Source organism: bacterium, from assembly GCA_028820935.1.
In the GTDB taxonomy this organism is placed as follows: domain Bacteria; phylum Actinomycetota; class Acidimicrobiia; order Spongiisociales; family Spongiisociaceae; genus Spongiisocius.
This window is the reverse complement of the sequence record JAPPHZ010000043.1, coordinates 15,334-41,851: the sequence shown is the minus strand read 5'-3', so window position 1 is coordinate 41,851 and position 26,518 is coordinate 15,334. Positions and strand designations below refer to the sequence as shown.

The 26,518-nt window shown below is 67.7% G+C and carries 22 protein-coding genes; 9 read left to right on the top strand and 13 right to left on the bottom strand.

The features are described from left to right. Nucleotide 1: 1 nt before the first annotated feature. From OXM57_12560 to OXM57_12545, 4 genes are all read right to left on the bottom strand, one after another. Nucleotides 2–2,419, bottom strand: a complete 2,418-nt coding sequence (locus OXM57_12560) for an FAD-dependent oxidoreductase (protein MDE0353513.1) — start codon at nucleotides 2,417–2,419, stop codon at nucleotides 2–4. A gap of 138 nt (nucleotides 2,420–2,557) precedes the next feature. After that, a complete protein-coding gene (locus tag OXM57_12555) occupies nucleotides 2,558–5,896 on the bottom strand; it encodes an error-prone DNA polymerase (protein MDE0353512.1) in 3,339 nt (1,112 codons plus the stop codon). Next, entirely contained in the window at nucleotides 5,889–7,355 is a 1,467-nt protein-coding gene (locus OXM57_12550) for a DNA polymerase Y family protein (GenBank protein MDE0353511.1), read from the bottom strand. The genes OXM57_12555 and OXM57_12550 overlap by 8 nt, the downstream gene beginning before the upstream one ends. Continuing rightward, a complete protein-coding gene (locus tag OXM57_12545) occupies nucleotides 7,288–7,932 on the bottom strand; it encodes a hypothetical protein (GenBank protein ID MDE0353510.1) in 645 nt (214 codons plus the stop codon). The genes OXM57_12550 and OXM57_12545 overlap by 68 nt, the downstream gene beginning before the upstream one ends. Before the next feature lie 601 nt (nucleotides 7,933–8,533). Here OXM57_12545 and OXM57_12540 point away from each other — a divergent pair. Together OXM57_12540 and OXM57_12535 are read left to right on the top strand one after the other, a co-directional pair. Further along, nucleotides 8,534–9,520, top strand: a complete 987-nt coding sequence (locus OXM57_12540; GenBank protein ID MDE0353509.1) for an LLM class flavin-dependent oxidoreductase — start codon at nucleotides 8,534–8,536, stop codon at nucleotides 9,518–9,520. A gap of 7 nt (nucleotides 9,521–9,527) precedes the next feature. Then, entirely contained in the window at nucleotides 9,528–10,385 is an 858-nt protein-coding gene (locus OXM57_12535; protein ID MDE0353508.1) for a VOC family protein, read from the top strand. Between the two features lies 1 nt (nucleotide 10,386). Here OXM57_12535 and OXM57_12530 read toward each other — a convergent pair whose 3' ends face one another. The 9 genes from OXM57_12530 to OXM57_12490 all read right to left on the bottom strand — a co-directional run bounded on the left by OXM57_12530 (nucleotide 10,387) and on the right by OXM57_12490 (nucleotide 18,571). Then, nucleotides 10,387–10,926: a hypothetical protein gene (locus OXM57_12530; GenBank protein MDE0353507.1), complete on the bottom strand. Its 540-nt coding sequence runs from the start codon at nucleotides 10,924–10,926 to the stop codon at nucleotides 10,387–10,389. Further along, nucleotides 10,923–11,177: a hypothetical protein gene (locus OXM57_12525; GenBank protein MDE0353506.1), complete on the bottom strand. Its 255-nt coding sequence runs from the start codon at nucleotides 11,175–11,177 to the stop codon at nucleotides 10,923–10,925. Before OXM57_12525 ends, OXM57_12530 begins: the two co-directional genes overlap by 4 nt. Before the next feature lie 243 nt (nucleotides 11,178–11,420). Beyond that, the gene (locus OXM57_12520) at nucleotides 11,421–12,743 is read right to left on the bottom strand and encodes an amidohydrolase family protein (GenBank protein MDE0353505.1); all 1,323 of its coding nucleotides are present in this window, start codon (nucleotides 12,741–12,743) and stop codon (nucleotides 11,421–11,423) included. A 190-nt stretch (nucleotides 12,744–12,933) separates the two neighbouring features. Continuing rightward, on the bottom strand, nucleotides 12,934–13,113 hold the full coding sequence (locus OXM57_12515) for a hypothetical protein (GenBank protein MDE0353504.1): 180 nt from the start codon (nucleotides 13,111–13,113) through the stop codon (nucleotides 12,934–12,936). A 12-nt stretch (nucleotides 13,114–13,125) separates the two neighbouring features. Then, nucleotides 13,126–13,551, bottom strand: a complete 426-nt coding sequence (locus OXM57_12510; GenBank protein MDE0353503.1) for a clan AA aspartic protease — start codon at nucleotides 13,549–13,551, stop codon at nucleotides 13,126–13,128. Between the two features lie 131 nt (nucleotides 13,552–13,682). After that, nucleotides 13,683–14,426 carry an ABC transporter ATP-binding protein gene (locus OXM57_12505; protein ID MDE0353502.1) on the bottom strand — a complete coding sequence of 248 codons (744 nt, stop codon included), beginning with the start codon at nucleotides 14,424–14,426 and terminating at the stop codon, nucleotides 13,683–13,685. Beyond that, nucleotides 14,426–15,172, bottom strand: a complete 747-nt coding sequence (locus OXM57_12500; GenBank protein MDE0353501.1) for an ABC transporter ATP-binding protein — start codon at nucleotides 15,170–15,172, stop codon at nucleotides 14,426–14,428. The genes OXM57_12505 and OXM57_12500 overlap by 1 nt, the downstream gene beginning before the upstream one ends. Beyond that, nucleotides 15,169–16,224, bottom strand: a complete 1,056-nt coding sequence (locus OXM57_12495) for a branched-chain amino acid ABC transporter permease (GenBank protein ID MDE0353500.1) — start codon at nucleotides 16,222–16,224, stop codon at nucleotides 15,169–15,171. Before OXM57_12495 ends, OXM57_12500 begins: the two co-directional genes overlap by 4 nt. A 61-nt stretch (nucleotides 16,225–16,285) precedes the next feature. Further along, on the bottom strand, nucleotides 16,286–18,571 hold the full coding sequence (locus OXM57_12490; GenBank protein ID MDE0353499.1) for an ABC transporter substrate-binding protein: 2,286 nt from the start codon (nucleotides 18,569–18,571) through the stop codon (nucleotides 16,286–16,288). Between the two features lie 177 nt (nucleotides 18,572–18,748). On the opposite strand from OXM57_12490, the gene OXM57_12485 reads away from it, so the two are divergent. The 7 genes from OXM57_12485 (at nucleotide 18,749) to OXM57_12455 (ending at nucleotide 26,120) form a co-directional block, all read left to right on the top strand. Next, nucleotides 18,749–19,621 carry a xanthine dehydrogenase family protein subunit M gene (locus tag OXM57_12485; GenBank protein MDE0353498.1) on the top strand — a complete coding sequence of 291 codons (873 nt, stop codon included), beginning with the start codon at nucleotides 18,749–18,751 and terminating at the stop codon, nucleotides 19,619–19,621. After that, on the top strand, nucleotides 19,614–20,105 hold the full coding sequence (locus OXM57_12480) for a (2Fe-2S)-binding protein (GenBank protein ID MDE0353497.1): 492 nt from the start codon (nucleotides 19,614–19,616) through the stop codon (nucleotides 20,103–20,105). The genes OXM57_12485 and OXM57_12480 overlap by 8 nt, the downstream gene beginning before the upstream one ends. Next, the gene (locus tag OXM57_12475) at nucleotides 20,102–22,477 is read left to right on the top strand and encodes a xanthine dehydrogenase family protein molybdopterin-binding subunit (protein ID MDE0353496.1); all 2,376 of its coding nucleotides are present in this window, start codon (nucleotides 20,102–20,104) and stop codon (nucleotides 22,475–22,477) included. Before OXM57_12480 ends, OXM57_12475 begins: the two co-directional genes overlap by 4 nt. Nucleotides 22,478–22,616: 139 nt before the next feature. Then, complete coding sequence (locus OXM57_12470) at nucleotides 22,617–23,012, top strand: Retroviral aspartyl protease (protein ID MDE0353495.1); 396 nt, start codon at nucleotides 22,617–22,619, stop codon at nucleotides 23,010–23,012. Then, entirely contained in the window at nucleotides 23,009–24,409 is a 1,401-nt protein-coding gene (gene hydA, locus OXM57_12465; GenBank protein MDE0353494.1) for a dihydropyrimidinase, read from the top strand. The genes OXM57_12470 and hydA overlap by 4 nt, the downstream gene beginning before the upstream one ends. A gap of 66 nt (nucleotides 24,410–24,475) precedes the next feature. After that, nucleotides 24,476–25,312 carry an acyltransferase gene (locus OXM57_12460; GenBank protein MDE0353493.1) on the top strand — a complete coding sequence of 279 codons (837 nt, stop codon included), beginning with the start codon at nucleotides 24,476–24,478 and terminating at the stop codon, nucleotides 25,310–25,312. Nucleotides 25,313–25,337: 25 nt separating this feature from the next. Next, a complete protein-coding gene (locus OXM57_12455; GenBank protein MDE0353492.1) occupies nucleotides 25,338–26,120 on the top strand; it encodes an SDR family NAD(P)-dependent oxidoreductase in 783 nt (260 codons plus the stop codon). Nucleotides 26,121–26,518: the final 398 nt, after the last annotated feature.

The following is a 26,518-nucleotide window of genomic DNA, read 5'->3' as shown; positions in this document are numbered from 1 at the left end:
TTCAGGCTCGCAACCGCTCGCTGCGGGGATCCCAGACCGCTTCGGCCAGCACCGTGGCGGTCCGGCGGCGGTTCATGACCCCCACCTCGAAGGTCGATCCTGGGGCTTCGCACCCGGGCGCCACGTAGGCGAACAGGATGCTGCGGCCGACCGAATGGGCCCAGGCCCCGCTGGTGGTGATCCCCATGATGCGGTCGCCGTCGTAGGTCGGCTCGTTGCCCAGGCAGTCGGCGTCGCCGTCGTCCAGCTCGGCGTATACGAGGACCATGCTGAGCGGCTCGGCCTGTTCACGCCGGGCAACGGTGGCGTCCTTGCCCTGGAAATCCTTGCTGTAGTCGACGAAGCGACCGAGCCGGGCCTCGACCGGGGTGATCTCGGTGGTGAGCTCCGAGCCGTGCGCCTTGTAGGCCTTCTCGATCCGCATCACGTTCATCGCCCGGCTGCCGAAGTCGACGATCCCGTGCGGGGCGCCTGCCTTATGGATGACCTCGTACGCCTCCACCATGTGTTCCAGGGGCATATGCAGCTCCCAGCCCAGCTCCCCCACGTAGGAGACCCGCAGGGCGATGCAGGGGGCGCCGGCCACCTCGATCTCCTGCCCCGTGAGCCAGCGGAAGCTCGGATTGGAGAGATCGGCGCCGGTCAGGCCGGCCAGGACCTCCCGGGAACGGGGTCCGGTGACGGCCAGGATGCCGGTCCGGTCGGTGACATCCGTCACTGCCACCCTCTCACCGTCCCGGATGTGGGAGGTCAGCCAGTCGAAGTCGTGCCATTGGGCCGTGATCGCCGAGTTGAGGTAGAAGCGCTCCGGTCCCAGCCGGGTGATCGTCATCTCCGACTCGATGCCTCCCAGGGTGGTGAGCATGTGGACCAGCCTGATCCCGCCGTCCCGGGCCGGCAACCGGTTGGCGGACAGGCGGTCCAGCAGGGCGGCGGCGTCGGGTCCGGTCACCTCGAACTTGGCGAAGGCGGTGAGGTCGGCGATCCCGACCCCTTCCCGGATGGCCCTCACCTCGGCGCCCACCTCGTCATGGGCGGAGGAGCGGCGGAAGGAGTAGGCCTCCGGGTCGGGGGAGAAGTACATGGCCCGTTCCCAGCCCCACACCTCCTGCCACCGGGCGCCCTTGGCATCCAGGATGTCGTAGAGGGGCGTCTTCTTCATCGGGCGTCCGGCGTCCCGGTACTCGTTGGGCATCCGCACCTGGTACATCTCGTGGAACTCGTCGATCGACCGCTCGTGGGTGTAGCGGCCGGGGGCGTACGGACCGAACCGGCGGGGATCCATGTTGGCCACGTTGATCTCGGTCTGGCCGTGGACCATCCACTGGGCCAGGTACTTGCCGGCCCCGGGACCTTGGGTGATGCCGATCGAGGCGCCGGCGCAGTACCAGTAGTTGGGCAGCCCCGGCGCCGGTCCCATCAGGTAGCCGGCATCGGGAGTGTGCGTGATCGGTCCCGACACCACCTGCTTGATCCCCGCGCCTGCGAAGCAGGGGAGTCGCTGGGCGGCGAAATCCAGCCACGGAAGCAACCGGTCCAGCTCCACCGGGGTGAGATGGAAGGTCAGGTCCCAGTCGATCCCCCCGACCCCGTACTCCTTCGCGTCGGCCCGCTCGTAGGGCCCGATGATGAGGCCGTCGTGTTCCTGGCGGTAGTAGCAGGAAGCCCGCGGGTCGCGCACCACCGGGTGCTCGGTTTCCAGGGCGGCCACCTCTTCGATCCGCTCGGTGACCAGGTACTGGTGGATCACCGACTCGATGGGCACGTCGAGACCCACCATCGCGCCGAGTTGCGGGGTGTAGGAGCCGGCCGCGTTGACCACGTGCTCGGCCACGATCCGGCCCTTCTCGGTGATGACCTCCCACCTCCCGTCGGGTAGCAGGTTCATGTCGGTCACGCGGTTCTTGCGGCTGATCTCGGCGCCCAGCCGGCGGGCGCCGATCGCCATGGTGTTGGTGGCGGCGGAGGGATCGGTCCAGCCGTCCCCTGGGGTCCATATGCCCAGCTTGATGTCCGGCTCGACATCGAGAAGGGGCGCCACCTCCGTGATCTCCGACGGCCCGAGGAGGTGGCATTCCACGCCGATGTAGTCCAGGATGCCCTTCACGTAGTAGAACCAGTCGACCTCGTTGTCGTACCGGGCCAGGCGTACCGCTCCACACCCGTGCCAGCCCGAGTGCATGCCGGTCTCCTGCTCGATCACCTTGTATAGATCGGCGGTGTCCCGGTGGACCTTGGCCACGTTGAGGTCGCCGATGAAGTGGGGGATCAGTCCGGCCGCGTGCCAGGTGGACCCGGAGGTGAGCTCGTCCTTCTCGATCAGGATCGTGTCGGTCCAGCCTTCGTGGGCGAGGAAGTAGAGCAGGCCGACGCCCATGGCGCCGCCGCCGACGATCGCTACTCGGACCTCATCTCGCATGCTCGCCCTCCGGCGAATCCGGCGTGTATGTGTGATTCCCTACACACGTGGTGTATTGCGGGCTCTACGGTAATCGCTGAACGGACGAGGATAGTTCTTCATAGGGGTCCTATTGGCTCCGTCTTCCCGTGGGGCGCCTTACCGGAAGTTGCGGCTGCGGAGAGGGTCGGTTGCTATGGGGACGAAGTCACGGGCCACCAGGTTGGTCACCCCGTCCCGGTATTCGAGGCGCCCTTCGATGATCAGGCCGGGATGGCGGCGGGCGGTCTTGTGGCGCCGGCTCCAGATTTCGGGTAGCACCACCACGTTCATCAAGCCGGTCTCGTCCTCCAGATTGAAGAAGATGACGCCTCTGGAGGTGGACGGACGCTGGCGGTGGGTGACCACCCCTCCCACCTTGATCCGGGTCCGGTTCCGCCGTATGGCCAGCACTTCGGCTATCGGAACGCATCCGGCTCGGCCCAGGGCCGGGCGGGCGAAGTGCATGGGATGGCGGACCGACACCCCGGTCGCCCACAGCGAGGCCTGGTGAGCCTCCCGGTCGCTCATCGGCGCCAGCGGGGGCGGGTCCGGATCTGGTACCAGCGGCAACCGTCCGGGTCCGGTACCGGCCAGGGCGCCAGCCATCCACAGACCCTGACGGGGGGCAACCCCGAACGATCCGAAGGCCCCGGCGACGGCCAGTCCCTCCATGGCATCCGCCGGCAAACCGGTCCGGTGGGCGAAGTCGGGCAGGTCGGTGAACCCTCCGCCGACCTGGCGGGCCGCCAGGATCCGCCGAGCTTCGACCTCCCCCAGATTGCGCACGCTGGACAGGCCCAGCCGGGCCGCCACCGATGCCCGGATCGGGTCGTCCACCGGGCCTCTTCCCCGGCGCCAGGCCATGCCGTAGTGCTCCGCCACATCGTCCTCGTCACACGCATATGGCTCGATGGTGCTCTCCTCCAGCGAGAGGTTCACATCCGGGCCGAGGACGACCACCCCGTGACGGATAGCGTCCTGCACCAGGCTGTTGGGGGAGTAGAAACCCATCGGCTGGGCGTTGAGCAACCCGACCAGGAACTCGGCGGGATAGTGGTAGCGCAACCAGGCCGACATGTAGACGATGTAGGCGAACGACACCGAGTGACTTTCCGGGAAGCCGAACGAGGCGAACCCCTGCAGCTTCTCCCAGATCTCCTCGGCGGCGGCGCCGGTCACGCCCTTGGTCCGCATCCCCTCGAAGACCTCCTCTCGCAGCTTCTCCATCTCCTCGTCCGACCGCTTGTGGGTCATGGCGGCCCGGAGTCGATCCGACTGCCCTCCGTCGAAACCGGCGCACACCCGGGCCAGTTCCATCAGCTGCTCCTGGAACACCGGCACTCCCAGGGTGCGCTCCAGGATCGGCTCGGCCAGCGGATGGGGATACCGCACCGGCTCCTCCCCGTTCCGCCGCCGCAGGTAGGGATGGACGGAAGCGCCCTGGATGGGGCCGGGACGGATCAATGCCACCTCTACAGCAAGGTCGTAGAAGGTGGCGGGTTTCAGCCTGGGCAGGGTCGCCATCTGCGCCCGTGACTCCACCTGGAAGAGCCCCACGGTGTCGGCATTGGTGAGCATCTGGTAGATGGCCGGCTCCTGGGGAAGGTCGGCCAGGTCGATCCGCCGCCCATGGGCTTCCTCCACGGTGTCCACCGCCATATGCAGGGCGCTCAGCATGCCCAGTCCCAGCAGGTCGAACTTGACGATCCCCATGGCGGCGCAGTCGTCCTTGTCCCACTGCAGGACGGTTCGGTCCTCCATGCGCCCCCACTCGATCGGGACCGCCTTCCAGAGGGGCCGGTCGGCGATCACCATGCCCCCCGAATGGATACCCATATGCCTGGGGAACCCGTCGAGGCGCCGGCAGATGTCGTAGACCAGGTCGGCGGTCAGCCCGGCCGGCAGGGGCTCTTCTAGGGGCAGCTCGGCCGGTGAGTGGGTGTCCACGTACCTGGTCAGGCCGTCGGTCTGGGCCGGGGTGAAACCGAAGGTCTTGGCCACGTCCCGCAGCACCGACCGGGCCCGGTAGGTGATCACGTTGGCGACCATGGCCGCCCGCTCCCGCCCGTACCGGCGGTAGCAGTACTGGATCACCTCCTCCCGGCGTTCCGATTCGAGATCCAGGTCGATGTCGGGAGGCCGGCCCCGTTCATCGGACAGGAACCGTTCGAACGGCAGCCCCAGCCGGAGGGGGTCGACCCGGGTGAGGCCCAAGCATCGACACACCGCCGAATCGGCCCCGGAACCACGGATCTGACACATGATGTCCTGGGACCGGGCGAAGTTGACGATGTCCCACACCACCAGGAAGTAGCCCGGGAAGCCCAACCGCTCGATGACGTCCAACTCGTGCTCCAGCCGGTCGATCGCTTTGCGGTCGATCCCCCCGGTCCGTCCGGAGACGGGGTAGGCCTGGCGAGCCCCTCGAAAAGTGAGATGGCGCAGGTAGTCCATCTCGGTGGCGAAGCCGTCCGGAAGCGGGAAGTCGGGTAGCCGGGGGACCACCAGCTGCAGGTCGAAGGCAAGTTCCCGCCCCAGGCGGGCGGCCCGTTCCACCGCTCCCGGATAGGTCCGGAAGCGGGCGGCCATCTCCGCCGGAGTCTTCAGGTGGCGCTCATCGGTGTCAGGTCGGAAGCCGTTGTGCTCGGTGAGCGGCCGCCGCCCTCCGATCGCGGCAAGGACGTCGGACAGGTCGGCGTCCCGGCGGTCGGCGTAGTGGACGTTGTTGGTGGCCACCACCGGCAGGTTCAACCTGGCGGCCACCTCCCACAGCAGGTCGTTGCGCCGGTCGTCCTGCGGCATCCGGTGATCCCAGATCTCGATGTGGAAACGCCGCCCGAAGGCTTCCCGCAGGCGGGAGGCTTCCCTCAGAGCCGCTTCCCGATCCCCTTGCCGTGCCGCGCGGGGGACCGCCCCCTGCCGGCATCCGCTCAGCGCCACCAGGTCTCCTCGACCGGCCGCCTCGGCCAGGTCCTGCCACCGGTACAGAGGGCGGCCCTTGGCGCCCCGCAACTGCGCTCTGGAGACCAGGTGGGCAAGCCGGGCGTACCCCTCGGGGGACGAGGCCAGCACCACCAGGTGCTCGGGCTCGAACCAGGTGCCCGTCCGGGTGCGGTACTTTCGCCCGGCCCTCCTCCGCTCCTGTTTCCCGGCCTCCCAGCGGAGGGCATCATGGCGGCCGGCTCTGTCGAAGGGCGAGATCGGGCCCTCATCGTCGCCGGGCTCGTGGTTTGGGGGGCATAGCGAGAGCTCCACCCCGTACACGGCCGGCAAGCCGGCCTGCCGGGCCGCCTGCCAGAACCGCACCAATCCGTAGAAACCGTCGTGATCGGTGACGGCCAGCGCCTCGTAGCCGAGCTCGGCGGCTCGCTCCACCAAGGCCTCGGGGTGTGAGGCGCCGTCCAGGAACGAGAAGTTGGAATGGGCATGCAGCTCGGCGTAGCGGTGCTCAGTCATAGACGCCCACCACGAAAGTCCGGCCGCCGGTCGCCCTGCATAGCATCGCGCCGGCCGAGGTGACGATCTGGTACAGGGCGCTCGGTTCCTCCTCGGCCCACCACTTGCCCTGTCTCCGCCACGGACCCGCCCATGCCAGCACCGGCTCCCATCGGGTGGAGAGGCGCACCCGGGTGGGGACCTCGGCGTCCCATTCCACCTCCAGACGCCGGGGACGGGGTGGGACCAGGCTGGGGGAGGGCGCCGGGACCTTTCCTGGCCATGGTGAGGCGAGAGAGCGGGCCGGCTCGGCGAAATCATCGCCCCATCGGGCCCACTGCACCCGCTCCGCCGGGTCCCTTCCACCCTGGGGGCGGGCCCGGAGAACCGAGTCGGGACCCAGGATGGTCCGGGTCCGCTCCAGCGCTCGTTCGGTTTCGATCCGGACCTCCCTTTGCTCGAACAGGTCCGGCTGGTAGCCCTCGTCGGACAGGCCGGTGGGTGACAGTTTCAGACGGGTCAGCCCGTCCGTGATCCCTCCCGTCTCGATCCAGGCCCGGAGTTGCCACCACACCCGTTCGGCCAGCGCTCGGGTATCGAACGGTTCGGCACTGCGCCACACCCGTGACCGTGTTACCCCGTCGGCAGCCTCGGCTTCCACTTCCACTTGGTGGAGGGCGACCCGGTGCCGATCCAGCAGGCCCAGGAGGTTCCCGGCCAGGCGGCGGGCCATGAAACCCACCTGCTCGACCAGCATCAGAGGTTCTTCGAAGACGACCTCCACGGTCAGATCGTCAGGAATACGGCGCGGTAGGACCGTCCGATCCTCGCCGCCGGCCAGACGATGGGCCTCCAAGCCTCGGGTGCCGAATCGGGAGGCCACCGCATGGCGGGGCAGGGCCGCCAGTTCACCCAGGGTGGTCACCCCCAGCCAGCGGAACGTGGCGACCAACTCGTCGACCTCCAGAGCGGAGATGTCCAGGCCGGACAGGAACGCCTTCTCGTCCTTCACGATCAGCGTCGGGTGGCCCGATCGGGCCGCCCAGTAGGCGGCGAACGGACCGTTAGCCACTCCGAAACGCCCTCCGGGCGCCAGGGGCTCCAACGTTGCGGCTATCCGGCGCACCAGGGCGCGCTCGCCGCCGTAATAGCGGACCGCCCCGTCGATAGGGACGAACACCCAGCCCGGCTCGACCACCTCCACCCTGGGTATCAGATCCTCGATGGCGTCGAGGATCGGCTCGAAACGGGTGGCTTCGGCGGCGGGGTCGCGCGCCAGGACCAGGGCCGAAGGGCAGAGCGCCTCGGCCGATCGGCGGGTCATGCCCACCTCGATTCCCGCTTCTGTCGCCCGGTCATTGGCGGCCGCCACCAGGGGATGGCCGTCCCGGCTCCCCACGACGAAGGCCGCCCTATCCGGCGGAGCGTCCGATCTGCGGAGTAACCAATCGGGAAACCACACGCACAGGACGCGCGCCATCGTCCTCCACCTCCACTACCTGATACCGGCCCGCAGCCCCCTTGCCGGACAGCTCGACCACCAGGGTGCGCCCACCCAGGCTGCCGCGTCCCTCCCGGGCGCCGGCCCACTCCACCCGGACCGCCCGCAGCCGCAGGAAAGCCATTCCGGAGGGGATCCTGCCCGCCAGAGGACGCAGGATCACGGTGGCGTTGCGGGCCCGGGCCTTGGCGCCGAGCCGCCGCAGCAGTGATTCCTTGACGCCCCGGGGAACCTCGGCGTAGATCACCTTCACCCCGTCAAGCAAGACGGCCAGGACTCTGGACCATCGATGGGCGTCATCGCACCGCACCACCGCCAGATGGTCGGGATCGATGCCGACCTCCCATGCCGCCAGCGGGCACAGCCATCCCCGAACGTCCACCACCACCCGGCAGGATGCCGGGGTCGCCGACAGCATGGAAAGGCCGATCCGGGTAAGTCCCAACCCGGTGGGGCCTTCCAAACCGATCACCCGTCCTGGATACACCGGAAAGCCGGTGGCATCCGCAGGCGCCGGCGGTCCATCGGGCGCTGCCCTCAAGATGCTTGCGGTCATCTCTCCGCTTTCGAGTTGGTTGGTTCCTTCGCGGTCTCCGTCCGGGAAAGGGCGTATGACTATACCCGAACATATGTTCGCTTGCCAATATAGGATGGAGATGTGACATCAGGTCGGGACGCCGGGTGACGAGCAAGCCTTACCAGTTGCCCTGATCCGGTAGTTCGTTGTCCATGCCAGAGACGCCGAGAACGCGAAAAACGCGAAAACGCCCTCCCCGGCGGGCCCATCCCCCAGCCACCACCTCCTTTGGTCCGAACGCGTTCCGCTATCCCCTGGCGGGTCCGCTCCCGAATTGATCCCGGTTCCGGTTTCCTCGACGTCGAAAAGCAGGAAATCGGCGGTGTTTGTGACTGCCGGACAGTATGCGGCGGGTATGTGACATGTTCAACCCCCTTGTTTCAGGCGCAGAGCCGGCGCCGTCCACTACGGCACAGGTCACAGAACGGGGCGAACCAAAGACAGGGGACACCAGGAGGGTGCTGAAAGACGAGGGTGGTTGGCCCGCGATGTCTCTACCTGGGGTTTCGTTGCCGGCAATCGGGCCGATTGGACATTTTCAGTACCCTCCGGCTTCACGAGGCAGGAGAGGAGAGGCCGGATGACCCGGATCAAGTACGGCCTCACGCTGTCGAACCGGAGCGTGCTGCTCGGGATGTCCACGGTCTCCGAGATGCTCGACCTGGCGGTGGAGGCGGATCAGGCCGAGGTGTGGGACTCGGTGTGGGTGGGGGATTCGATTTTCGCCAAGCCCCGCCTGGACGCCATGGTGGCGCTCGGGGCCCTGGCGGCGCGCACCGAGCGGGTCGGCCTCGGGGTGGGTTGCATGGCGAGCATGCCCCTTCGCGACGCCCTGCTGTTCGCCTACCAGTGGCTCAGCTTCGACTGCCTGTCCGGTGGCCGGTCCATCTTCGTGGCCTGCCAGGGTCAGCGGGAGGCGGGCGGCGGCAAGTTCGCGGAGGAGTTCGCCGCCTTCGGCATCGATCCGGGAACGAGGAGCCGGCGGATGGAGGAGGCGATCGAGATCCTGCGCCTCGTCTCCGAGACGGAGGAGGCCTCCTACGAGGGGACCTACAACCGGTTCGATAACGTGACGGTGCTGCCCAGGCCGGTCCAGCAACCCCTGCCGATCTGGGTCACCGCCAACCCCAACCCCGCCTTCCCGAAGCTGTCCGAGCGGGCACTGCGGCGGGTGGCCCGGATGGGCGACGGCTGGATGACCACCGCCAACACCCCGGAGACCCTCGCCACCAACCTGGCGGCTATCGGGCGGTACGCGGACGAGGAGGGCCGCCCCCTCTCCGAGGGCTTCGAGGCCTGCCTGTACTACAACATCCACGTGGCCGAGGACCGGGAGCGGGGTATGGAGGAGGTGGCCTCCTACCTGAAGGCCTACTACGGAGTGGACTACGACCGCGCCTTCCTGGAACGGTGGGTGGCGATAGGCGATCCCGGGCGGTGCATCGATCTGATCCGGGGGTTCGCGGACGCCGGGGCGACCAGCATCACCCTGCGGCTGGTGGGCCACGACGAGGCGGGGCAGTTCCGGAGGGTCACCGAAGAGGTGCTGCCGGCGCTGGTGGGGTGAGCGGACCGTGATCGAACGCTTCGACCACGCCGTGATCGGCGTTCCCGACCTCGAGTCGGCCATGGGCGCCTTCCGACGGCTCGGTTTCGAGGTGGCGGTGGGGGGCCGCCATCCCTCCCTCGGCACCCGCAACGCCATAGTCCGCTTCGGTCTCGACTACCTGGAACTGCTGACGGTGGAGGACCCGGCCGTAGCGAGGGCCCGGGGGCCGTTCGGGAGGGAGTTGCTGTCGTTCCTCGACCAGGGCTCGGGGCTGGTCGGTTTCGTTCTGGCCGGGACCGGCCTCGAGGACGAGGTGGAAGGCCTGCGAGGCCTGGGTATCGGCGCTGAGGGTCCGTTCGAGATGGACCGGATCCACCCGAAGGGTGGTCGGTTGGAGTGGAGGCTGGTCCTTCCGGGGGGATCCCCGTGGCGCAAGCCATGGCCCTACCTGATCGACTGGATCACCGGTGAGGGCGAACTGCTGGCCTGGGACCCGCCCGGTGACCATGGCAATCTGGTCACCGGTGTGGCCGGGATCGACCTGGTGGTCGGGGACCTGGATGAGGCCGCCCGACTCTACGAACGAGCCCTCGGGCTCCGGGCCGGAGACGGCGGGCATCAGCGGCCGGGAGCGTCGAGCCGCCAATACCGGCTCGGTTCCTTCCGGCTGGCGCTCTCCCAGCCCGACGGACCGGGACCCGTTGCCACCGAACTCGAGCGACGGGGGCCGGGCCCCTACAGCTTGGTGCTGGCATCGAGCGACCTGGACTCCACCGCCGAGATGCTGGCCCGCGCCGGAGTCAGGATCAGCCGGTCTCCCGCCGGTCTCGACATCGACCCCTCAGAGGCGGCGGGCGCCCGGATCAGGATCGTTCCCGCGTAGGTCAGTAGGGCAGTGGTGGCCGTTCGATGAGTCTGGATACCTGGCTGCGCAACTCTGCCTCCAAACCTTCGACTGCATCCAGGCGACGCGCGAGTGTGCCGGCATCCACCAAGCCTTCAGACATCAGAGCGGCACAGAATTCGCGATCCTTCAGACGGAAGGCGACTGCCTTGGATATCCACAGGTCGTGAATCTCGAGGCACCAGGCCACCACACCATTCGTACCCGGTGTCTCATATCTGACTAGACGGTCGCGCCAGCCTCGAGGGAGGACAGCCGTGGACTCGGTCACGCCCTGAACGTAGTAACCGAATGTTGTGTGAAACATCGACGCTTCGCCTATGGAACCATCAATCAAGTCGGCTTTCCGTTCGTGCGGGTCGTATAGAGCAGCAATGTCTGCCTCCAGGGATTGCTCCGCTTCGATCGGGACTTCAGAGACCGACGCGTGGACAGCCTGGCTTCCGATCACCAAGAGTTCGTTCTCGCCCAGGATGGCGCCGGAGGCCCGGATGGCGTGATCAAACGCCTCGCGGTTCATGCCGTTCCTGCGAACGACCTGTAGACATCAGCACGTCGGGTGGGGGTGAGAATCCCGCCGAAGGGGGTCACCTGTCGAAGGTCCTGACCGCGGAAGCCGGGATCGAGCATGCTGTCCACGATCTGGTCGATCGACCCCTGGAGAATCCTCTCCCACTCGTCCAGGAGGGGTGCGGCATGCGGATTGACCGACCGCATCCGGGCGATGTTCCGCCGGGCGATCTCGATGCCCTCGGATTCGCGAGACCTCAATTCCCGTGCTATAGCGGTGTGGAGAAACAGGCTTCTTGCCTGATCACGGGTCAGTTTCACCCCGTTCCGACGTGTAGTCACGGGGCTGATCGGCTGAACAGGTTCCATCTCCTCAGTCTATCTCCGACCGGGTATGTACACCATCGACCACGAGGCTGGCAGGAACTCGGTGATGCCTTGGACGACTCCCCGGACCACGGGTTCCAGCATGCCTCAGGCGGGTGCCCGGAAGATCAGGTAGCGCTAAGCGACTAGCTGGCCTCCCTTGTAGACGGCGGAGATCCGGCGGGTGTTGCCGATGTCGTCGAGGGGGTTGCCGTCGAGCACCACCAGGTCGGCCAGCTTGCGCTTCTCGACCGTGCCCAGCTCGTCGGCCTGGCCCAGCAACTCGGCGGCCCGGCTGGTTCCGGCCACGATGGCTTCGGTGGGGGTGAACCCGCATCCGTCCACCAGCAGGCGCAACTCCTCGTGCATGCTGTGGCCGGGCACCACGAAGGGGTTGGTGAGGTCGGTTCCGGCCGTCACGTTCACGCCGCCGCGCTGGGCCCGGCCGATGAAGGCCATCTGGTTCCGCAACTCCACCGGGGCCGCCTCCCAGTCCGTCTCGCTGTAGTCGAACGGGTAGGCGTACTGGCTCCACTGCTCGGCGACCGCCTCCGGCATCTCGTCGAGGCCGGCCGGACACGTTGCCGCCTCCGTGTTCCCGGCCAGGATGCTCTGGGAGAGGGTCAGGGTGGGCGTGATGAAGGTGCCCCGCTCGGCCATAAGCGCGATCAGGCCGTCGGCCAGGTCCGACTCGGGGTCGATGTAACGCCACGGCTGGAAGCCGACCAACGGATCCAGGATCCGCCCCGGCAGGGCCGCCAGCTCCGCCTGGCGCTTCTCGGGGACCAACTCGCGGCCCACCCGCACATGCTCGAGGGCGTCGACGCCCACCTTCACGGCCTCCTCGACGGTGACGGTATGCCCGACGTGGGCGGCGACCCGCACCCCCCGGCGGTGGGCTTCGGAGACCACCGCCCGCAGCACCGGCAGGCGGGCCCACACGTACACCTTGATGAAGTCCATCCCGGCCTCTGCCAGGCGGGCTGTCTCGGCGCGGGCGGAAGCCTCGTCGTCGATGATGGCCAGCCAGCGCCACGGCGCGGGAGGATCTGCCGGACCGTCCAGGATCGTCCCGGCGCCGAAGAAGCGGGGCCAGCCGTCCCGGCCCTCCTTGAAGGTGCGGAAAACCTCGTCAGGGTTGAAGTTGCCGGTGTCCCGGACGGTCGTCACCCCGTGGCCGAGCAGGGTGGTCATGAACTGGTCGGCGAGGGAGGCCGGGTCCTCCACCTGCAGGAAGGAGTTGTCGGCCAGCACCCCCACGTGGACGTGGCAGTCGATCAGGCCGGGTATCACCGTCGAGCCGGATATGTCCACCACTTCGGCGCCGGAGGGAACCTCCATGTCGCCCCTGCGGAACACGGCATCGATCCGCTCCCCGTCGATGAGCACCACGGCATCCTCGATCGGCGCCCTTCCCGTACCGTCGATCACCCTTCCGCCTACCAGCGCAGTGGCAGCCATCTTCCCGCCCTTCTCGTGTCCGGTCTCGGAGCCAATCTAGCGGTCTGCTCTAGTGGTCTGCCTCCGGAGTGGCGGTGTGGTACCGCCGGTTGCTACGAGTGACCAGGCTCGGTGCGAGGGAGCGGGATCGCTTCCGACGGTGGGATTGAGGTCGGCGAAGTAGACGGCTACCGCTTGGGGAAGTCCGCCATCAGTCCAATCCGTCGGCGGCAGTCACGTCGAAGTCGCTCCAGTCCTCCTGCTCGGAGGCCATCGCACGATAGGTCTTCTCCCAGGACAGTTTGGCGTCCTCGTTCCCCCTCAGGACGACACGGTCGTCCGCCTCCTCCAAGACCAGGGAGTCCTCCCAGCCATAGCGCCCCTGATCCATGGAGAGTCGGGGCTACGAGAGACCGGGCTCGGCCTGAGGGAGCGAGATCGTTTCCGATGGGTTCAGGATGAGCCTTCCCCTCAGGCTGATCGCCGCGTGTCTCGTGAGAGTCTGGTTGAGCGGATCCACTTCGATGCCCAACGACTCGAGAGCGGTGGCGCCGAGCAGCGGCTCGCTGCCGGCTTCTCCGAAGAGGATCGTCGCCCCGACGAATGTGTCCATGAACTCGATCCGGCCGACGGTGACATCCATGGTTACCTCGCTGGCGTCGGCAAGCGTGTACTTCCGTTGTCCTTCCGGTCTCAGGCCGATGGCCTCGAGATGGGGGCGCGGCACGAGGCAGTCGATGGCACCGGTGTCGACGAGGAATGTCCCCTCCCACACTCGATCCGGTTCGGCCGGATTCCGGATTGCAGCGGTGGTGCGGATGAGACCCATCGTGTCCTTTCAGGTAGCTAGGCAGAAACTCTTCACTGATTGATTCTATTATTATAGCATAAATAAGGCAATCTAGGCTACACGATTTTCGCGGATCGACGCAGCCGGAGGGATCCGCTCCGGCAACGGTTTCAACGCACGCCCAGGAAGGCCCTCCGTACCTCGGGGTCGGCCAGCAGTTCCCCCGCTGGTCCCTGGTGGCTGTTGCGGCCCATCTCGAGTACGTAGCCGCGGTGGCTGGCCTCTAGTCCCTGGCGGGCGTTCTGCTCGATCATCAGCACCGTAAGGCCGATCTCGCGGTTCAGCTGCCGGATGGCCTCGAACACCTGGCGGGTGACGATGGGCGCCAGGCCCGCCGAGGGTTCGTCCATCAGGACGATGCGGGGCTCGTGCATCAGGGAGCGGCCGATCTCGAGCATGCGTTGCTCCCCGCCCGACATCGTTCCGGCCTCTTGGCGGGAGCGCCGGGCGAGGCGCGGGAACAGGCCGTAGACGTAGTCGATCCGATCCCGTACCCGCGCCCTGTCGGGTTCCAGGTACATCCCTAGTTCCAGGTTCTCATGGACCGTCATCTGGGGGAAGACGCTGCGGAGCTGCGGCACCATCGCCATACGCGCGGTGCGCAGAGCGTCCTGGGGAGCGATGTTGGTTATGTCCACGCCATCACACAGCACCCGTCCGGAGCGCACCTCCGCCAGGCCGTAGATCGCCCTGAACACCGTGGACTTCCCGGCGCCGTTGGGTCCGATGACGCAGACGATCTCTCCCTCGGCCACCTCGAGGTCGATGTTGTGGATGACATCGTGGCCGGCGTAGTAGCCGGCGCTCACGTCCCGGACCTCGAGCAGCGGGCGCTCCGTGGCGGTCGCTACCACTATTCCCCCTCCGCCCCGAAGTAGGCCTCGATGACGGCGGGGTCCTCCATGACCTGGCCCGGCGTGCCCTCGGCCAGCTTGGCGCCGCGGTCCAGGACCACCACCCGGTGGCACAACTCGGCCACGAAGCCCACGTTGTGTTCCACCAGCAGGATGGCCACGCCGTCGGCGTTGACCTCTCGCAGCCGGTCGGCGATCTCGGCGACGAGGGTGGGATTGACGCCGGAGGTGGCTTCGTCCAGCAGCAACAGCTTCGGCTCGCTCATCAGGGCCATCCCGATCTCCAGGAGACGGCGCTGGCCACCCGACAGGGCGCCGGCGCGCTCGTCCCGGAGAGGGGCGAGCAGCAGGAACTCCAAGAGGGAATCCACCCTCCGGCGGGTCGCCGGGTCGGCACGGCCGAACAGGCGCGCCGCCCCGACCTGCGCCCATTGGATGCTCAGCTCCATGTTCTCGGAGACGGTCAGCTCGCGGTACACCCGGATCAGCTGGAACGTGCGCGCCAGGCCGAGCCGGGCCACCTGGTGGGGCCGGTGCCGGGTGATGTCGATACCGTCGAATCTGACCGAACCGGCGTCGAGGCTCGACACCCGGCTCAGGCAGTCGAAGAGGGTCGTCTTCCCGCTGCCGTTGGGGCCGATGAGCCCTACCATCTCGCCCGCGCCGACGCTGATGTCCACCCCGTCCACCGCGGTGAGACCGCCGAACCGCTTCACCACCCCGCGGGCATCGAGCAACGCGGTCATGGGTCTCTCTCCGGCTCATCCGGGCGGGCACTCCGCCCGATCCATCGCCGCCACAGGGCGGTGACCGAGGTGCCCCTCGGGTCGATGATCCCGACCAGACCCCTGGGAAGGAACAGGACGATCACGATCAGGAGCACCCCCTGCGCGATGAGGTGGTAGTCGAGCAGGTGGGCCCAGAGCAGCTCGCGCAGCCAGAACAGCGCGACGGTCCCGACGACGGGTCCGGCCACGGTGCCGAGGCCGCCCAGCATGGTGCCCATCACCGCGTCGACGGTCCGGATCTCGATGAAGGCGATGTCGGGGTCGACGAAGGTGTTCTGGTAGGCCCACAGTCCCCCGAACAGCCCGGTGGAGAACCCGGCGAAGCTGAACACGGTCACCTTGAGACGGGTCGTGTTGATTCCGCGCGTCTCCGCCCCCACCTCGTCCTCCCGGATGGCCACCAGGGCGGCGCCGAAGCGCGTGCCCCGCAGCCACCAGACGAGTGCGACCAGGCCGGCTACGAGCGCCAACTCGATGTAGTAGAAGAGCGGCCGGTTGAGGTAGGGAGGGAGGGTCAGCCCCACCCCGCCCCCGGTGAGCCCCCCGGAAACCCGCACGATCTCCCGGACGGCCACGAAGGTCCCCAGTAGGGCGATGGAGAAGTAGGGACCCTTCAGGCGCATAGTGGCCCTACCGATGGCCGCGGCCAGGACACCCGCCACCACGGCGCCCAGGATGATGGCGGGAGGGGCGGCCCAGCCGATCTGCGGGCCGTTGGTCTGGAGTGACATCAGGATCGCCGTGGTGTAGGCCCCGATCCCGAACCAGGCCGCATGGCCGAAGTCGACGTAGCCGGTGAACCCTCCGGTGAGGTTCCAGTTCACGGCCACCGCCACCGAGGTGAGCATCATGGTGAGCGTGAACAGCGCCGAGTCGCCGACACCGGGCAGGGCCGGCAATACCGCGAGCACGACCAGCAATCCGACCGAGACCCCGACTACGACCCGCCGGCGACCGGGGTTTCCCGGCCGGGCGCCGGCGGCAGGCTCGCCGGAGGTCGCCGGCCTCATGAGGTCGGTCCCCGGGCGCCTGGCACGAGGGTTACCGGACCTGGAGCGGGGCCGTTCCGGATCATGTCGCCGTCGCGTCCACGGGCCGGAGTCCTTTGAAGAGACCTTGGGGTCGCACCACGAGCGCCACTACCAGCAGCACGAAGGAGGCCACCACCGCCAGGTTGGTGCCTATCTCGGGGATGTAGACGGCCAGCCCGGCTTCGACGAGGCCGAGGACCATGGCGCCGCCCAGGGCGCCCCGGACCGATCCGAGGCCCGCCATGGCGGTGATGGCGAAGGCCTTGAGCGTGAGGGGCGGGCCCTGGAAGGGTTGCACCGCCAACACCGGGCTGATGAGCGCGCCGGCCACGCCGGTGATCCCGATGCAGATGGCGAACGTCACCGCGTAGACCCTGGCGACATCGATGCCGAGGATCCGCGCCGCTTCCCGGTTCTGGGCGGCGGCCCGGATGCTCTTGCCCAGCCGGCTGCGCGCCAGGAAAAGGCTGAGGCCTCCCGCTACGGCCAGCGCCACCACCAGGATCCAGAAGCGGGTGACCGGCACCGTCACCTCGCCCGCCACCTGCCAGACGCCGTCGAGCGCGGTGTCGGCGCGCCGGAAGTCGGCCGAGAACACCACCTTCATGACGTTCTGGAGGATGATCGCCACCGCGAACATCACCAGCAGCGAAACGAGATGGGGGCGGTCGATCACCCGGTTGACCAGCAGCCGCTGCGTTCCGAAGCCCACCAGCATCATCACCAGGAACACCAGGGGCACGGTCACGAACGGGTCCACGCCCCACAGGTCGTTGGCGAGCCAGGCCGCATAGGCGCCGATCATGACGAACTCGCCGTGGGCGAAGTTGATGACGCCCATCACCCCCCAGATGATCGAGAACCCCAGCACGAGGAGGGTGTACATACCGCCCAGGGCGATACCGTTGACCAGCGTCTGCGCCACCCGCTCGGCGGCCGAGGCCTTCCCTCCACCGCTCGCCCCGGCCAGCGGGTACACCAGGTCGGCGACCGCCGCCTCGCCGGGCGCCACCACCCGGATCTTTCCGTCCTGCACCTGCACCGTGCCCATCGGCTTGGAGGTGTTGACACCGCGCTCGTCGAACGAGATGGGACCGTAGAACGTGTCGGCTTCCAGCCCGTAGAGGGCCTCGCGAACCGCTTCGGTGTCGGTCGTCCCGGCGGTCTCGACGGCCAGGTGGAGGGCGAGGGCGGCAGCTGTGGCGCTGGCCGCCTGGTAGACGGGCGGCTCTCCCCACAGGCTCTCGTAGTAGGCGGCGTAGTCCGACGCGCTACCGAAGTACGGGCCCTCGTAGGCCATCACCGGCTCCCACTGGGTAGGTCCCAGTACGCCGTCCAGATCCTCGCCGAGCTCGTCGATCAGCTTGGGATTGGACGGGCCCACCGTGATGAGCATCCCGTCGGGAGCGAACCCGAGTTCCTTGGCCGCGTTGACGAACAGCACCGCATCGTTGTAGTGGCCGCCGCCGATGAATACGTCGGGATCCAGGTCGCGGAACTTGGTCATGATCGCCGAGGCGTCCTGGATGTCCTTGGGATAGGTCTCCATGGCCAGGACTTCGATCCCGGCGGCTTCCAGATGCCTCCGGGCCCCGTTGGCGACCGCGGTGGGGAAGGACGTGTCCTCGTAGGCGATCACCGCGGTGCGCGCCCCCCGGGCCGCCAGGGCCTCGATCGTGGACTTGGTGTAGTCGCTGGCGATGGTGGCCACCAGGAAGAGGTTCCGGAAGCCGCGCTCGAACATGGTGTCGGAGGTCCCGTTCCCCTCCACCATGATGACGTTGTTGGCCTCGGCGATGGCGCTGGCGCCGGTGGTGAGGCTGCTGGAGTATGGACCTAGCAGGAAGTCGACCTTGTCCTCGTCGATGAGCTTCTGGACGAGGTTGGCGGCCGTGTCGGCGTCGGACTCGTCGTCGTAGTAGACGATCTCGGCGGCGTAGCGGCGGCCGCCGATCTCGATGCCCCCGTACTCCTCGTTCACCCATCTCACCCAGGTGTCGTAACCCTCGCGAGAGTCGCGTCCCTCCACCGCGAACTTGCCGGTCTCGCTAAGGGCCGCCCCGATCCTTATCGTTCCGGCGAACGAGGAGCCGGTAGCCGCTTCATCGGGTGTAGCCGGCCCCTCTCCGTCCGTTCCGCACGCGGCCAGGCCGAGGATCAGGGTGGTGGCGGCAACCAGAGCGACGGCGAGGCGAATACGAACCCACTTTCCCAGTCTCGGCGGTGGTCGGTGGTCGAGGACGGGGTGTGCCAGATCATAGTCAGAGCGGTCTTCGGCATCGACGTACCGGTGCCCGTCCTCCGATGCCACGACCAGGGTGGCCACGTGACTCGTTGCGGGTCCGGGAGCGGCACGACGGGCCTCGATCCGACGGGTCTTCAGCACGGGCTCGGGCTTTGGGCGCGTATCACCGCACCCCCAGGTCGGGCGTGTCTATGATCCTGCCGGGATGGGAAATCGGCGGTCTGACCGGAGCGCCGTCACGCAGGAGGTGAACCGCCTATGAAACCAGCGGTCTTTGATTACTCGGCGCCGGAAAGCATCGGGGAGACCCTCGATCTTCTGGCCGAACACGGATCGGGGGCGAAAGTCCTTGCCGGCGGCCAGAGCCTCGTGCCGATGCTCAACTTCAGGTTGGCCAGGCCGGCCCACCTGATCGATGTCAACGGAGTCGACTCGCTGTCCTACATCTCGGCCAACGGGTCGCTGCGGATCGGTGCCATGACCCGCCTGACCGCGGTCGGTGAGTCGGGTGACGTGGCGGGGGCACATCCGGTCATCCCCGCGGCCGTCGCCGAGATCGGCCACCGGGCGATCCGCAACCGGGGCACGATCGGCGGCTCGGTGGCCCACAACGACCCGGCGGCGGAGCTTCCGGCCGTGCTGATGGCTCTCGATGCCGAGGTCACCGCCCGGTCGGTGGACGGCGAGCGGGTCATCGGGATGCAGGACCTGATCGAGGATCGCCTGTTCGACACGACCCTGGGCGACACCGAACTGCTGACCGAGATCCGGATACCGGCGGCAGCAGCGGGGAGCACTTTCGGATTCCAGGAGTTCGCCCGCCGGCATGGCGACTTCGCGCTGGCCGGGGTGGCGGCGGTGATCACGACCGATGGGTCGACCATCACGCACGCGGCACTAGGGGCTTTCGGGGGCACCCATGCCACCCGCCTACCCACCGCGGAGGCCGCTCTGGTGGGCGCCGAGACGGGAGACGCCGCGTTCGCGGCGGCCGGGGCCGGTGCGGCCGCGGACTTTCCCGCCACCTCGGATGTTCACGGAACGGCCGAGTACAGGAGTCATCTGATCAACGTTCTGACGGTACGGGCCTTGAATGATGCGGCCGGCCAGGCAGGAGGCGGAAATGGCTGAGAACATGAGTGTCGTAATCAACGTCAACGGCGCCGGCCGGGCGGTCTCGGTCGAGCCGCGCAAGACACTGGCGGATGCCATACGCGAGGACCTCGGCCTGACCGGGACCCACCTCGGGTGCGAGCACGGGGTGTGCGGCGCATGCACGATCCTGCTCGACGGCGAGGTCGTCCGATCCTGCCTGATGCTCGCCGTACAGGCGGACGGCGCGGAGATAACCACCATCGAGGGCATCGCCGACGGCGACGATCTCCACCCCATGCAAAGTGCGTTCTCCGAGTACCACGGCCTGCAGTGCGGCTTCTGCACGCCGGGGATGATCCTGGCCGGAATCGACGTGGTGTCACGGAACCCGGATCCCAGCCCACAGGAGATACGGGAGGAGATGGGCGGCAACATCTGCCGCTGCACCGGATACCAGAAGATCGTCGAGTCGGTGCAGGCGGCAGCTGCCGTCATGTCCGCTGAAGGGGGGAGCGCATGACCACCACGCAGGAAAACCGGTGGATCGGAGTCTCGGCGCCCCGCCGGGAGGATGCTCCGCTGATCCGGGGCCGGGGTCGCTACATCGCCGACATCGAGCCGGCCGGGACGGTCCACATGGCCATCCTCCGCAGTCCGTACGCACACGCCCGCATCAACGGTATCGACACGGCCGCGGCGGAGGCCCTCGACGGCGTCCACTGCGTGCTGACAGCCGCCGACTTGGAGGGCATCGGGGACTTTCCCACCATCTGGCGCCTTCCGGGCCAGAAGGAATGCACCACGCCCGCCTTTGCCCCCGGCAAGGCTCGTTACGTAGGTGAGCCGGTCGCCGCGGTGGTGGCCGACTCGCGCTATCTGGCCGAGGACGCCCTCGATCTGCTCGACGTGGACTACGAGATCCTCGACCACGTGGTCGACGTGGAGGCTGCCCTGGCCGATGGCGCTCCGGTGATCAACGAGGACATGGGCGACAACACGATCATCGAGTACACCTTCCCGGGGATCAACGCCCTCGGTGTAGCCGGTGACATCGACGGCGCCTTCGAGGAGGCGGACGAGATCGTCTCCGGACGGTTCAAGGTGGGTCGCTACTCGGGCGTGGCGCTGGAGACGCGCGGTCACGTAGCCGAGTGGGACGATCTTCGCCAGACCCTCACCCTCCACTCCGGGAGCCAGGTGGCCAGCCTGCTCCGCACGGAGTTGGCGGCCGCCCTTGGCATTCCCGAGACGTCGGTCCGGATCCTCACCCCCAACATCGGTGGCGCGTTCGGCAATCAATGGGACCGCTACCCCGAGGACATCCTCGTCTCGCTGGCGTCGATGAAGCTGTGCCGGCCGGTCAAGTGGATCGAGGATCGCCGGGAGGCGCTCCAGGCCACGGTGCACGGGCGCGAGCAACTCCAGGAATGGCAGCTCGCGGCCAACTCCGACGGGACGGTCCTCGGCCTCAAGGGCCGGGTGCTGAGCGACCAGGGCGCCCACCTGCATAGCGTGGGCATCGGGCCCGCCTGGGTGACGGGCGCCGCCGCGGTCAACCAGTACAAGATCGCCAACTACCACTGCGACGTGGTGGGGGTGGCCACCAACAAGACCCCGAACAGCACCTTCCGCGGCTTCGGAGGCCCGGAGGCCATGTTCGGTATCGAGCGGATGATGGACAAGACGGCTCGCAGGCTGGGGATCGACCCGGCCGAGTTGCGTCGCCGCAACATGATCCAGGCCGATGAGTTCCCCTACTTCAGCCCGGGCGGCGCCGTCTACGACAGCGGCAACTACCCCGCGGCGCTGGAGAAGGCCCTCGAGGCGGTCGAGTACGACAAGGTGCGGGAGGAGCAGCAGAGCCTGCGGGACCAAGGCGTATACCGCGGGATCGGCATCTCCTCCTACATCCACGTGTCCGGCTTCGGACCCTCGGCCATCCTCGGCATTCTCGACTACTACACGGGCGGCTACGAGGGCTCGACCGTGAAGATCGACCCCCACGGCAGGGCCACCCTGTACACGGGGATGATCCCGATGGGTCAGGGCACCGAGACCACGCTCGCCCAGGTGGCCGCCGATCACCTGGAGATCGACATCGCCAACGTGCGGGTCGTCTGGGGCGACACCGACCAGACCCCGTACACGGGTTTCGGGTCGGCGGGCAGCCGTTCCAACGTGGCGGCGGTGGCGGTCATCAAGGCCATCGAGGAGATCAAGGCCAAAGCGGTGCGGATCGGCGCCGGGCTCCTGGAAGCGGATCCGGACGACGTCGCCTACGCCGACGGCCGGATATCGGTGAAGGGCGCCGAGGAGATGCGGTCCCTCAGTCTGGCCGACGTGGCGCAGCAGGCCTATTGGGCGCACAAGCTCCCGGAGGGGGACCAACCGACCCTCGAGGCGACCTACGTCTACGACCCGGCCAACTTCACGACCGCCTGCGGGACCCATGTGGCCGTGGTGGACGTGGACATCGACACCGGCAAGATCGACTGGGTCAAGTACGTGGTGGTGGACGACGCCGGCACGATCATCAACCCGCTCCTGGTGGAAGGCCAGATCCACGGGGCTCTCTCCAACGGGCTCGGTGGCGCGATGCTGGAGGAGTTCGTGTATGACGAGGAGAGCGGACAGCTTCTGTCTTCGACCCTCATGGACTACCTGGTGCCGTCCTTCACGGATCTGCCCGACTTCGAGATCCATCACCTGGTGACCCCCTCGCCACACACCGAGGGCGGCTTCAAGGGCATGGGCGAGGCGGGATGCTTCCCGGCCGCCGGGGCGCTGGCCAACGCGGTGACCGACGCGCTGTCGCACCTCGGAGTCGAGGCGGACCAGACCCCGGTCACGCCGAGCCGCCTGTGGTCGCTGATCGACCAGGCCGGCGGCTAGCCGTATATGTGATCGTTCGCCCGTGCGCCCACTGGTTGGGGCACGGGCGCCGGTCTTAGCATCCTCCGGTGGCACGATGCCAGGGAGAGGGGCCACACGGCACAGCGTGGGCGGGAGAGCGCATCAGGAGGTGACGGCTGTGGGAGTACTTAACCAAACCGTACGCCTTGCGGCTGAGGATGGCGGACGGTCGCTGGATGTCGAGCTAATGGTGGACATCGGTACCCTCTTCACGATGGTTCCTGCCCCCCTGCTCCGGGAGTTGGGTGTTTCTCCTATCGACCGGTTCCCGCTTGTCCTCCAAGACGGACGCCGGGTGGAATACGACATGGGCCGGGCGATTGCCACCGTGGAAGGGAGGAGTATCCACACGCTCGTGCTGTTCGGGGAGAAGAAGGACCGTCCGCGCCTGGGCACCTACACCCTGGACGGTCTACGACTTGCCGTCGACCCGGTCCGGGGCAAGCTCGTTCCCGCCACAGGGTTCCTCGTTCCTGCCACCGAGTTCCGGGCGTTACGGGTGGCCGCGGCGTGACGACGCTCGTCGAGGGAGGCCGGATCGTCACGGCCACGGACGACTACGTGGCGGACATCCTCATTGAGGACGGACGGGTCCGCGCCATCGGCGACTTCGAGGGCACGGAGGCGGACGAGACCATCGACGCCTCCGGTCACCTGGTGTTCCCCGGCGGCATCGATCCCCATACCCATCTGGACACCCCGGTGGCGGGCACGGTGATCTCGGACGACTTCGACACGGGGACGCGTGCCGCCGCCGTGGGCGGTACCACCACGGTCATCGATTTCGCCATCCAGGAGAAGGGCGCCGACCCCAGAGCGTCTTTGATGCGATGGCACGGGATGGCGGACGGGAAGGCCGCTGTGGACTACGCCTTCCACCAGATCATCACCGATCTGCCCGACAGCCTGCTCCCGTCTCTCGACGGCCTGGTCACCGAGGGCGTGACCAGCTTCAAGCTCTTCATGGCCTACCCGAACGTCTGGATGCTGGACGACGGCGCCATCTTCAAGGCGATGCGGAGGACCGCCGAGAACGGCGGCTTCATCATGCTCCACTGCGAGAACGGCTACGCCATCGACGCGCTGGTCAAGGAGTCGCTGGCCCGCGGGGACACCGATCCGATCTTCCATGCCCGGACCCGGCCGTCCCTCGCCGAGGACGAGGCGACCCGGCGGGGGATCGCGCTGGCGGAGATGGCGGGCGTGCCCCTCTACATAGTCCACATGTCATCGGCCGGTTCGGCTCAGGCGATGGCCGAGGCCCGGGAGCGGGGGGTGCGCGCCTATGCGGAGACCTGCCCGCACTACCTGGTGCTGACGGACGAAAGGCTGGCCGAGCCGGGGTTCCGGGGTTCCCAGTACGTCTGCTCCCCGCCCCTCCGCTCCGCAGACCACCACGATCCGTTGTGGGACGCGCTGGCGGCCGGGGACCTGCAGGCGGTGGGAACCGACCACGCGCCGTTCTTCTTCGAGCAGCGCATGGTGGGAAAGGACGACTTCACCAAGATCCCCAACGGCCTCCCTGGCATCGAGTGGCGCATGGGCCTGCTGTATCACTACGGCGTGGCCCAGGGCCGGTTCTCGCTCAACAGGTTCGTGGAGATCACCTCGACCAACGCGGCGAAGCTGTTCGGCCTGTACCCGCGCAAGGGGGAGATCGCTCCCGGATCGGATGCCGACCTGGTGGTGCTCGATCCTGCCGCTACCACGACGCTGGCCCTGGACACCCAGGTCACCAACTGCGACTACAACCCCTATGAGGGCACGGTCTTGCAGGGCGCCATCCGGGAGGTGCTCCTGCGCGGCCGGGCTATCGTGCGCGATGGCAGGTACGTGGCGTCAAGGCCGGCGGGGAGCTTTGTGAGGAGCGCCGAGTCCGCCGCTCTGAGCAGCTCCACGCTCGTATCATGATGCGGTCTCTCGGCGAGATGATTCGGACCGCTATCCCACAAACAGACCACTGAAGGAGGCCCGATCGTGAGGACCGCACTCGTCCAGATGGGTACGGAGTACGACACGGAGAGCAACGTCAAGCGGGCCGAGCACCTGGTGCGTGAAGCGGCGGACCGGGGCGCCCGGATCGTATGCCTCCAGGAGTTGTTCCACACGGTGTACTTCCCCTTCGAGATGAACGCACGCCACCTCGACCTGGCCGAGCCGATCGACGGTCCCACGATGGAGGCCATGCGGGAGCTGGCCCGCGAGCTGCAGATCGTCCTGATCGCCCCCATCTACGAGAAGGCGCTCGACGGCCTGCTCTACAACAGCGCCCCGGTGGTCGGCCCGGACGGCGACCTGCTGGGCATCTACCGCAAGAGCCATATCCCCATCGTCTCGGTGCCTACCCTGACCGGGGTTGAGAAGTACTACTTCGCGCCGGGTGACACCGGGTTCATCACCTTCCCGACGCCCTTCGACGTGACGATCGGGATCCTGATCTGCTACGACCGCCACTTCCCCGAGGCGGCCCGCACCCTGGCGCTCAACGGGGCACAGATCGTCTACGTCCCCACCGCCACCACCGGCATGAGCCGCTACCTGTGGGAGCTGGAACTCCAGGCCCACGCGGTCGACAACATCTACTACGTCGGCGGCGTGAACCGCGTGGGGGTGGACCAGGGGGGTTCCGACTCGCACTTCTACGGGTCGTCGATGTGGGTGGACCCCAAGGGGAGGATCATCTCGCAGGCGAGCGACACCGAGGACGAGGTTCTGGTCGCCGATCTGGACCTGTCGGTTATCCCGCAGATCCGCAACGACTGGGGTTTCTTCCGTGACCGCAGGCCGGACCTGTACGGACAGCTGAGTACCTGATCAACCGATTACAAGGAGCGAACCGATGGACCTGGGCCTGAAGGACAAGGTAGTCGTGGTGACCGGCGCCAGCCGGGGGATCGGACGGGCGATCGCACAGGCGTTCGCCGCCGAGGGCGCCCGCGTGGCCGCACTGGCCCGGACGGGAGACGACCTGGCGCGCACCGTGGAGATGATGGAGGGGGGCGCGGGAACCCATCTGGCCGTCACCTGCGACGTGACCGACCCAGAGCACGCGATGTCGGCTCTCGACCGGGTGCGGTCCGAACTCGGCGGCCTCGACGTCCTGGTCAACAACGCCGGCCTACGGCAGAACTTCAGCCGGCTCGACACCCTCGAGCTGGAGGAGTGGCGCCTGGCCATCGAGGCCAACCTGTCATCGGTCTTCTACATGTCCCGGGCGGCGGTCACCTCGATGATCGAGCAGCGTTCCGGTTCGATCGTCAACATCTCATCCATAGCCGGCCCGGTGGCGTTCGCCAGCATCGGCGCCTACTCGGCCGCCAAGGCGGGGGTGATCGCCCTCACCAAGGTGATGGCGGTCGAATGGGCCGAGTTCGGCATCCGGACCAACTCGGTGGCCCCCGGCTGGACCGAGTCCTACATGAACTACGAGCTCCGGACCGACCCCGCCAACCGCGAGCTGTTCGAGTCGATCCGCGATCAGGTCGTGATGAAGAGGTTCGCCGACCCGTCCGAGACCGCCAACGCCGTGCTGTTCCTGGCGGGAGACTCGGCCAGCTACATCACCGGCGAGACCATCTTCGTCGACGGAGGCTGGACAGCCGAAGGCTGGACGGCGGACTAGCCGCAGCCGTCAAACCTGTAGAGCTCCCGCCGACCCCCGGCGACGCCCGCGGCAGGCGTCGGTACCCGTCTTGGCCGAGTACTCCTGGTGCCCGATGTCTTCGGTTGGCCGCGTTCTGTGAGCGTGGCCGTGGGCGGCGCGGGCTCTGTGTCCCGAACAAGGGTCTTGAACATGTCACGGGCCCGCCGCATACTGCCCGGCAGTCACAAGCACCACCGGTTTCTTGCTATTCGACGTCGAGGGAACCGGAACCGGGATCAATTCGGGAGCGGACCCGCCGGGGGATAGCGGAACGCGCACGGACCAAAGGAGGTGGTGGCTGGGGGATGGGCCCGCGGGTTGGGGGCGTGTCCCGGCGTTTTTCGCGTTCTCGTCGTTTGGGGTGGGGTAACGAACTA

Excerpts from the sequence above, each read along its gene's own strand:
- OXM57_12510 (MDE0353503.1), bottom strand. The coding sequence starts at position 13,551 with ATGGGTCTCATCCGCACCACCGCTGCAATCCGGAATCCGGCCGAACCG.
- OXM57_12560 (MDE0353513.1), bottom strand. The coding sequence starts at position 2,419 with ATGCGAGATGAGGTCCGAGTAGCGATCGTCGGCGGCGGCGCCATGGGC.
- OXM57_12540 (MDE0353509.1), top strand. The coding sequence starts at position 8,534 with ATGACCCGGATCAAGTACGGCCTCACGCTGTCGAACCGGAGCGTGCTG.
- OXM57_12545 (MDE0353510.1), bottom strand. The coding sequence starts at position 7,932 with ATGACCGCAAGCATCTTGAGGGCAGCGCCCGATGGACCGCCGGCGCCT.
- OXM57_12480 (MDE0353497.1), top strand. The coding sequence starts at position 19,614 with ATGGCTGAGAACATGAGTGTCGTAATCAACGTCAACGGCGCCGGCCGG.
- OXM57_12455 (MDE0353492.1), top strand. The coding sequence starts at position 25,338 with ATGGACCTGGGCCTGAAGGACAAGGTAGTCGTGGTGACCGGCGCCAGC.
- OXM57_12520 (MDE0353505.1), bottom strand. The coding sequence starts at position 12,743 with ATGGCTGCCACTGCGCTGGTAGGCGGAAGGGTGATCGACGGTACGGGA.
- OXM57_12530 (MDE0353507.1), bottom strand. The coding sequence starts at position 10,926 with ATGAACCGCGAGGCGTTTGATCACGCCATCCGGGCCTCCGGCGCCATC.
- OXM57_12475 (MDE0353496.1), top strand. The coding sequence starts at position 20,102 with ATGACCACCACGCAGGAAAACCGGTGGATCGGAGTCTCGGCGCCCCGC.
- OXM57_12555 (MDE0353512.1), bottom strand. The coding sequence starts at position 5,896 with ATGACTGAGCACCGCTACGCCGAGCTGCATGCCCATTCCAACTTCTCG.
- OXM57_12550 (MDE0353511.1), bottom strand. The coding sequence starts at position 7,355 with ATGGCGCGCGTCCTGTGCGTGTGGTTTCCCGATTGGTTACTCCGCAGA.
- OXM57_12515 (MDE0353504.1), bottom strand. The coding sequence starts at position 13,113 with ATGGATCAGGGGCGCTATGGCTGGGAGGACTCCCTGGTCTTGGAGGAG.
- OXM57_12500 (MDE0353501.1), bottom strand. The coding sequence starts at position 15,172 with ATGACCGCGTTGCTCGATGCCCGCGGGGTGGTGAAGCGGTTCGGCGGT.
- OXM57_12485 (MDE0353498.1), top strand. The coding sequence starts at position 18,749 with ATGAAACCAGCGGTCTTTGATTACTCGGCGCCGGAAAGCATCGGGGAG.
- OXM57_12495 (MDE0353500.1), bottom strand. The coding sequence starts at position 16,224 with ATGAGGCCGGCGACCTCCGGCGAGCCTGCCGCCGGCGCCCGGCCGGGA.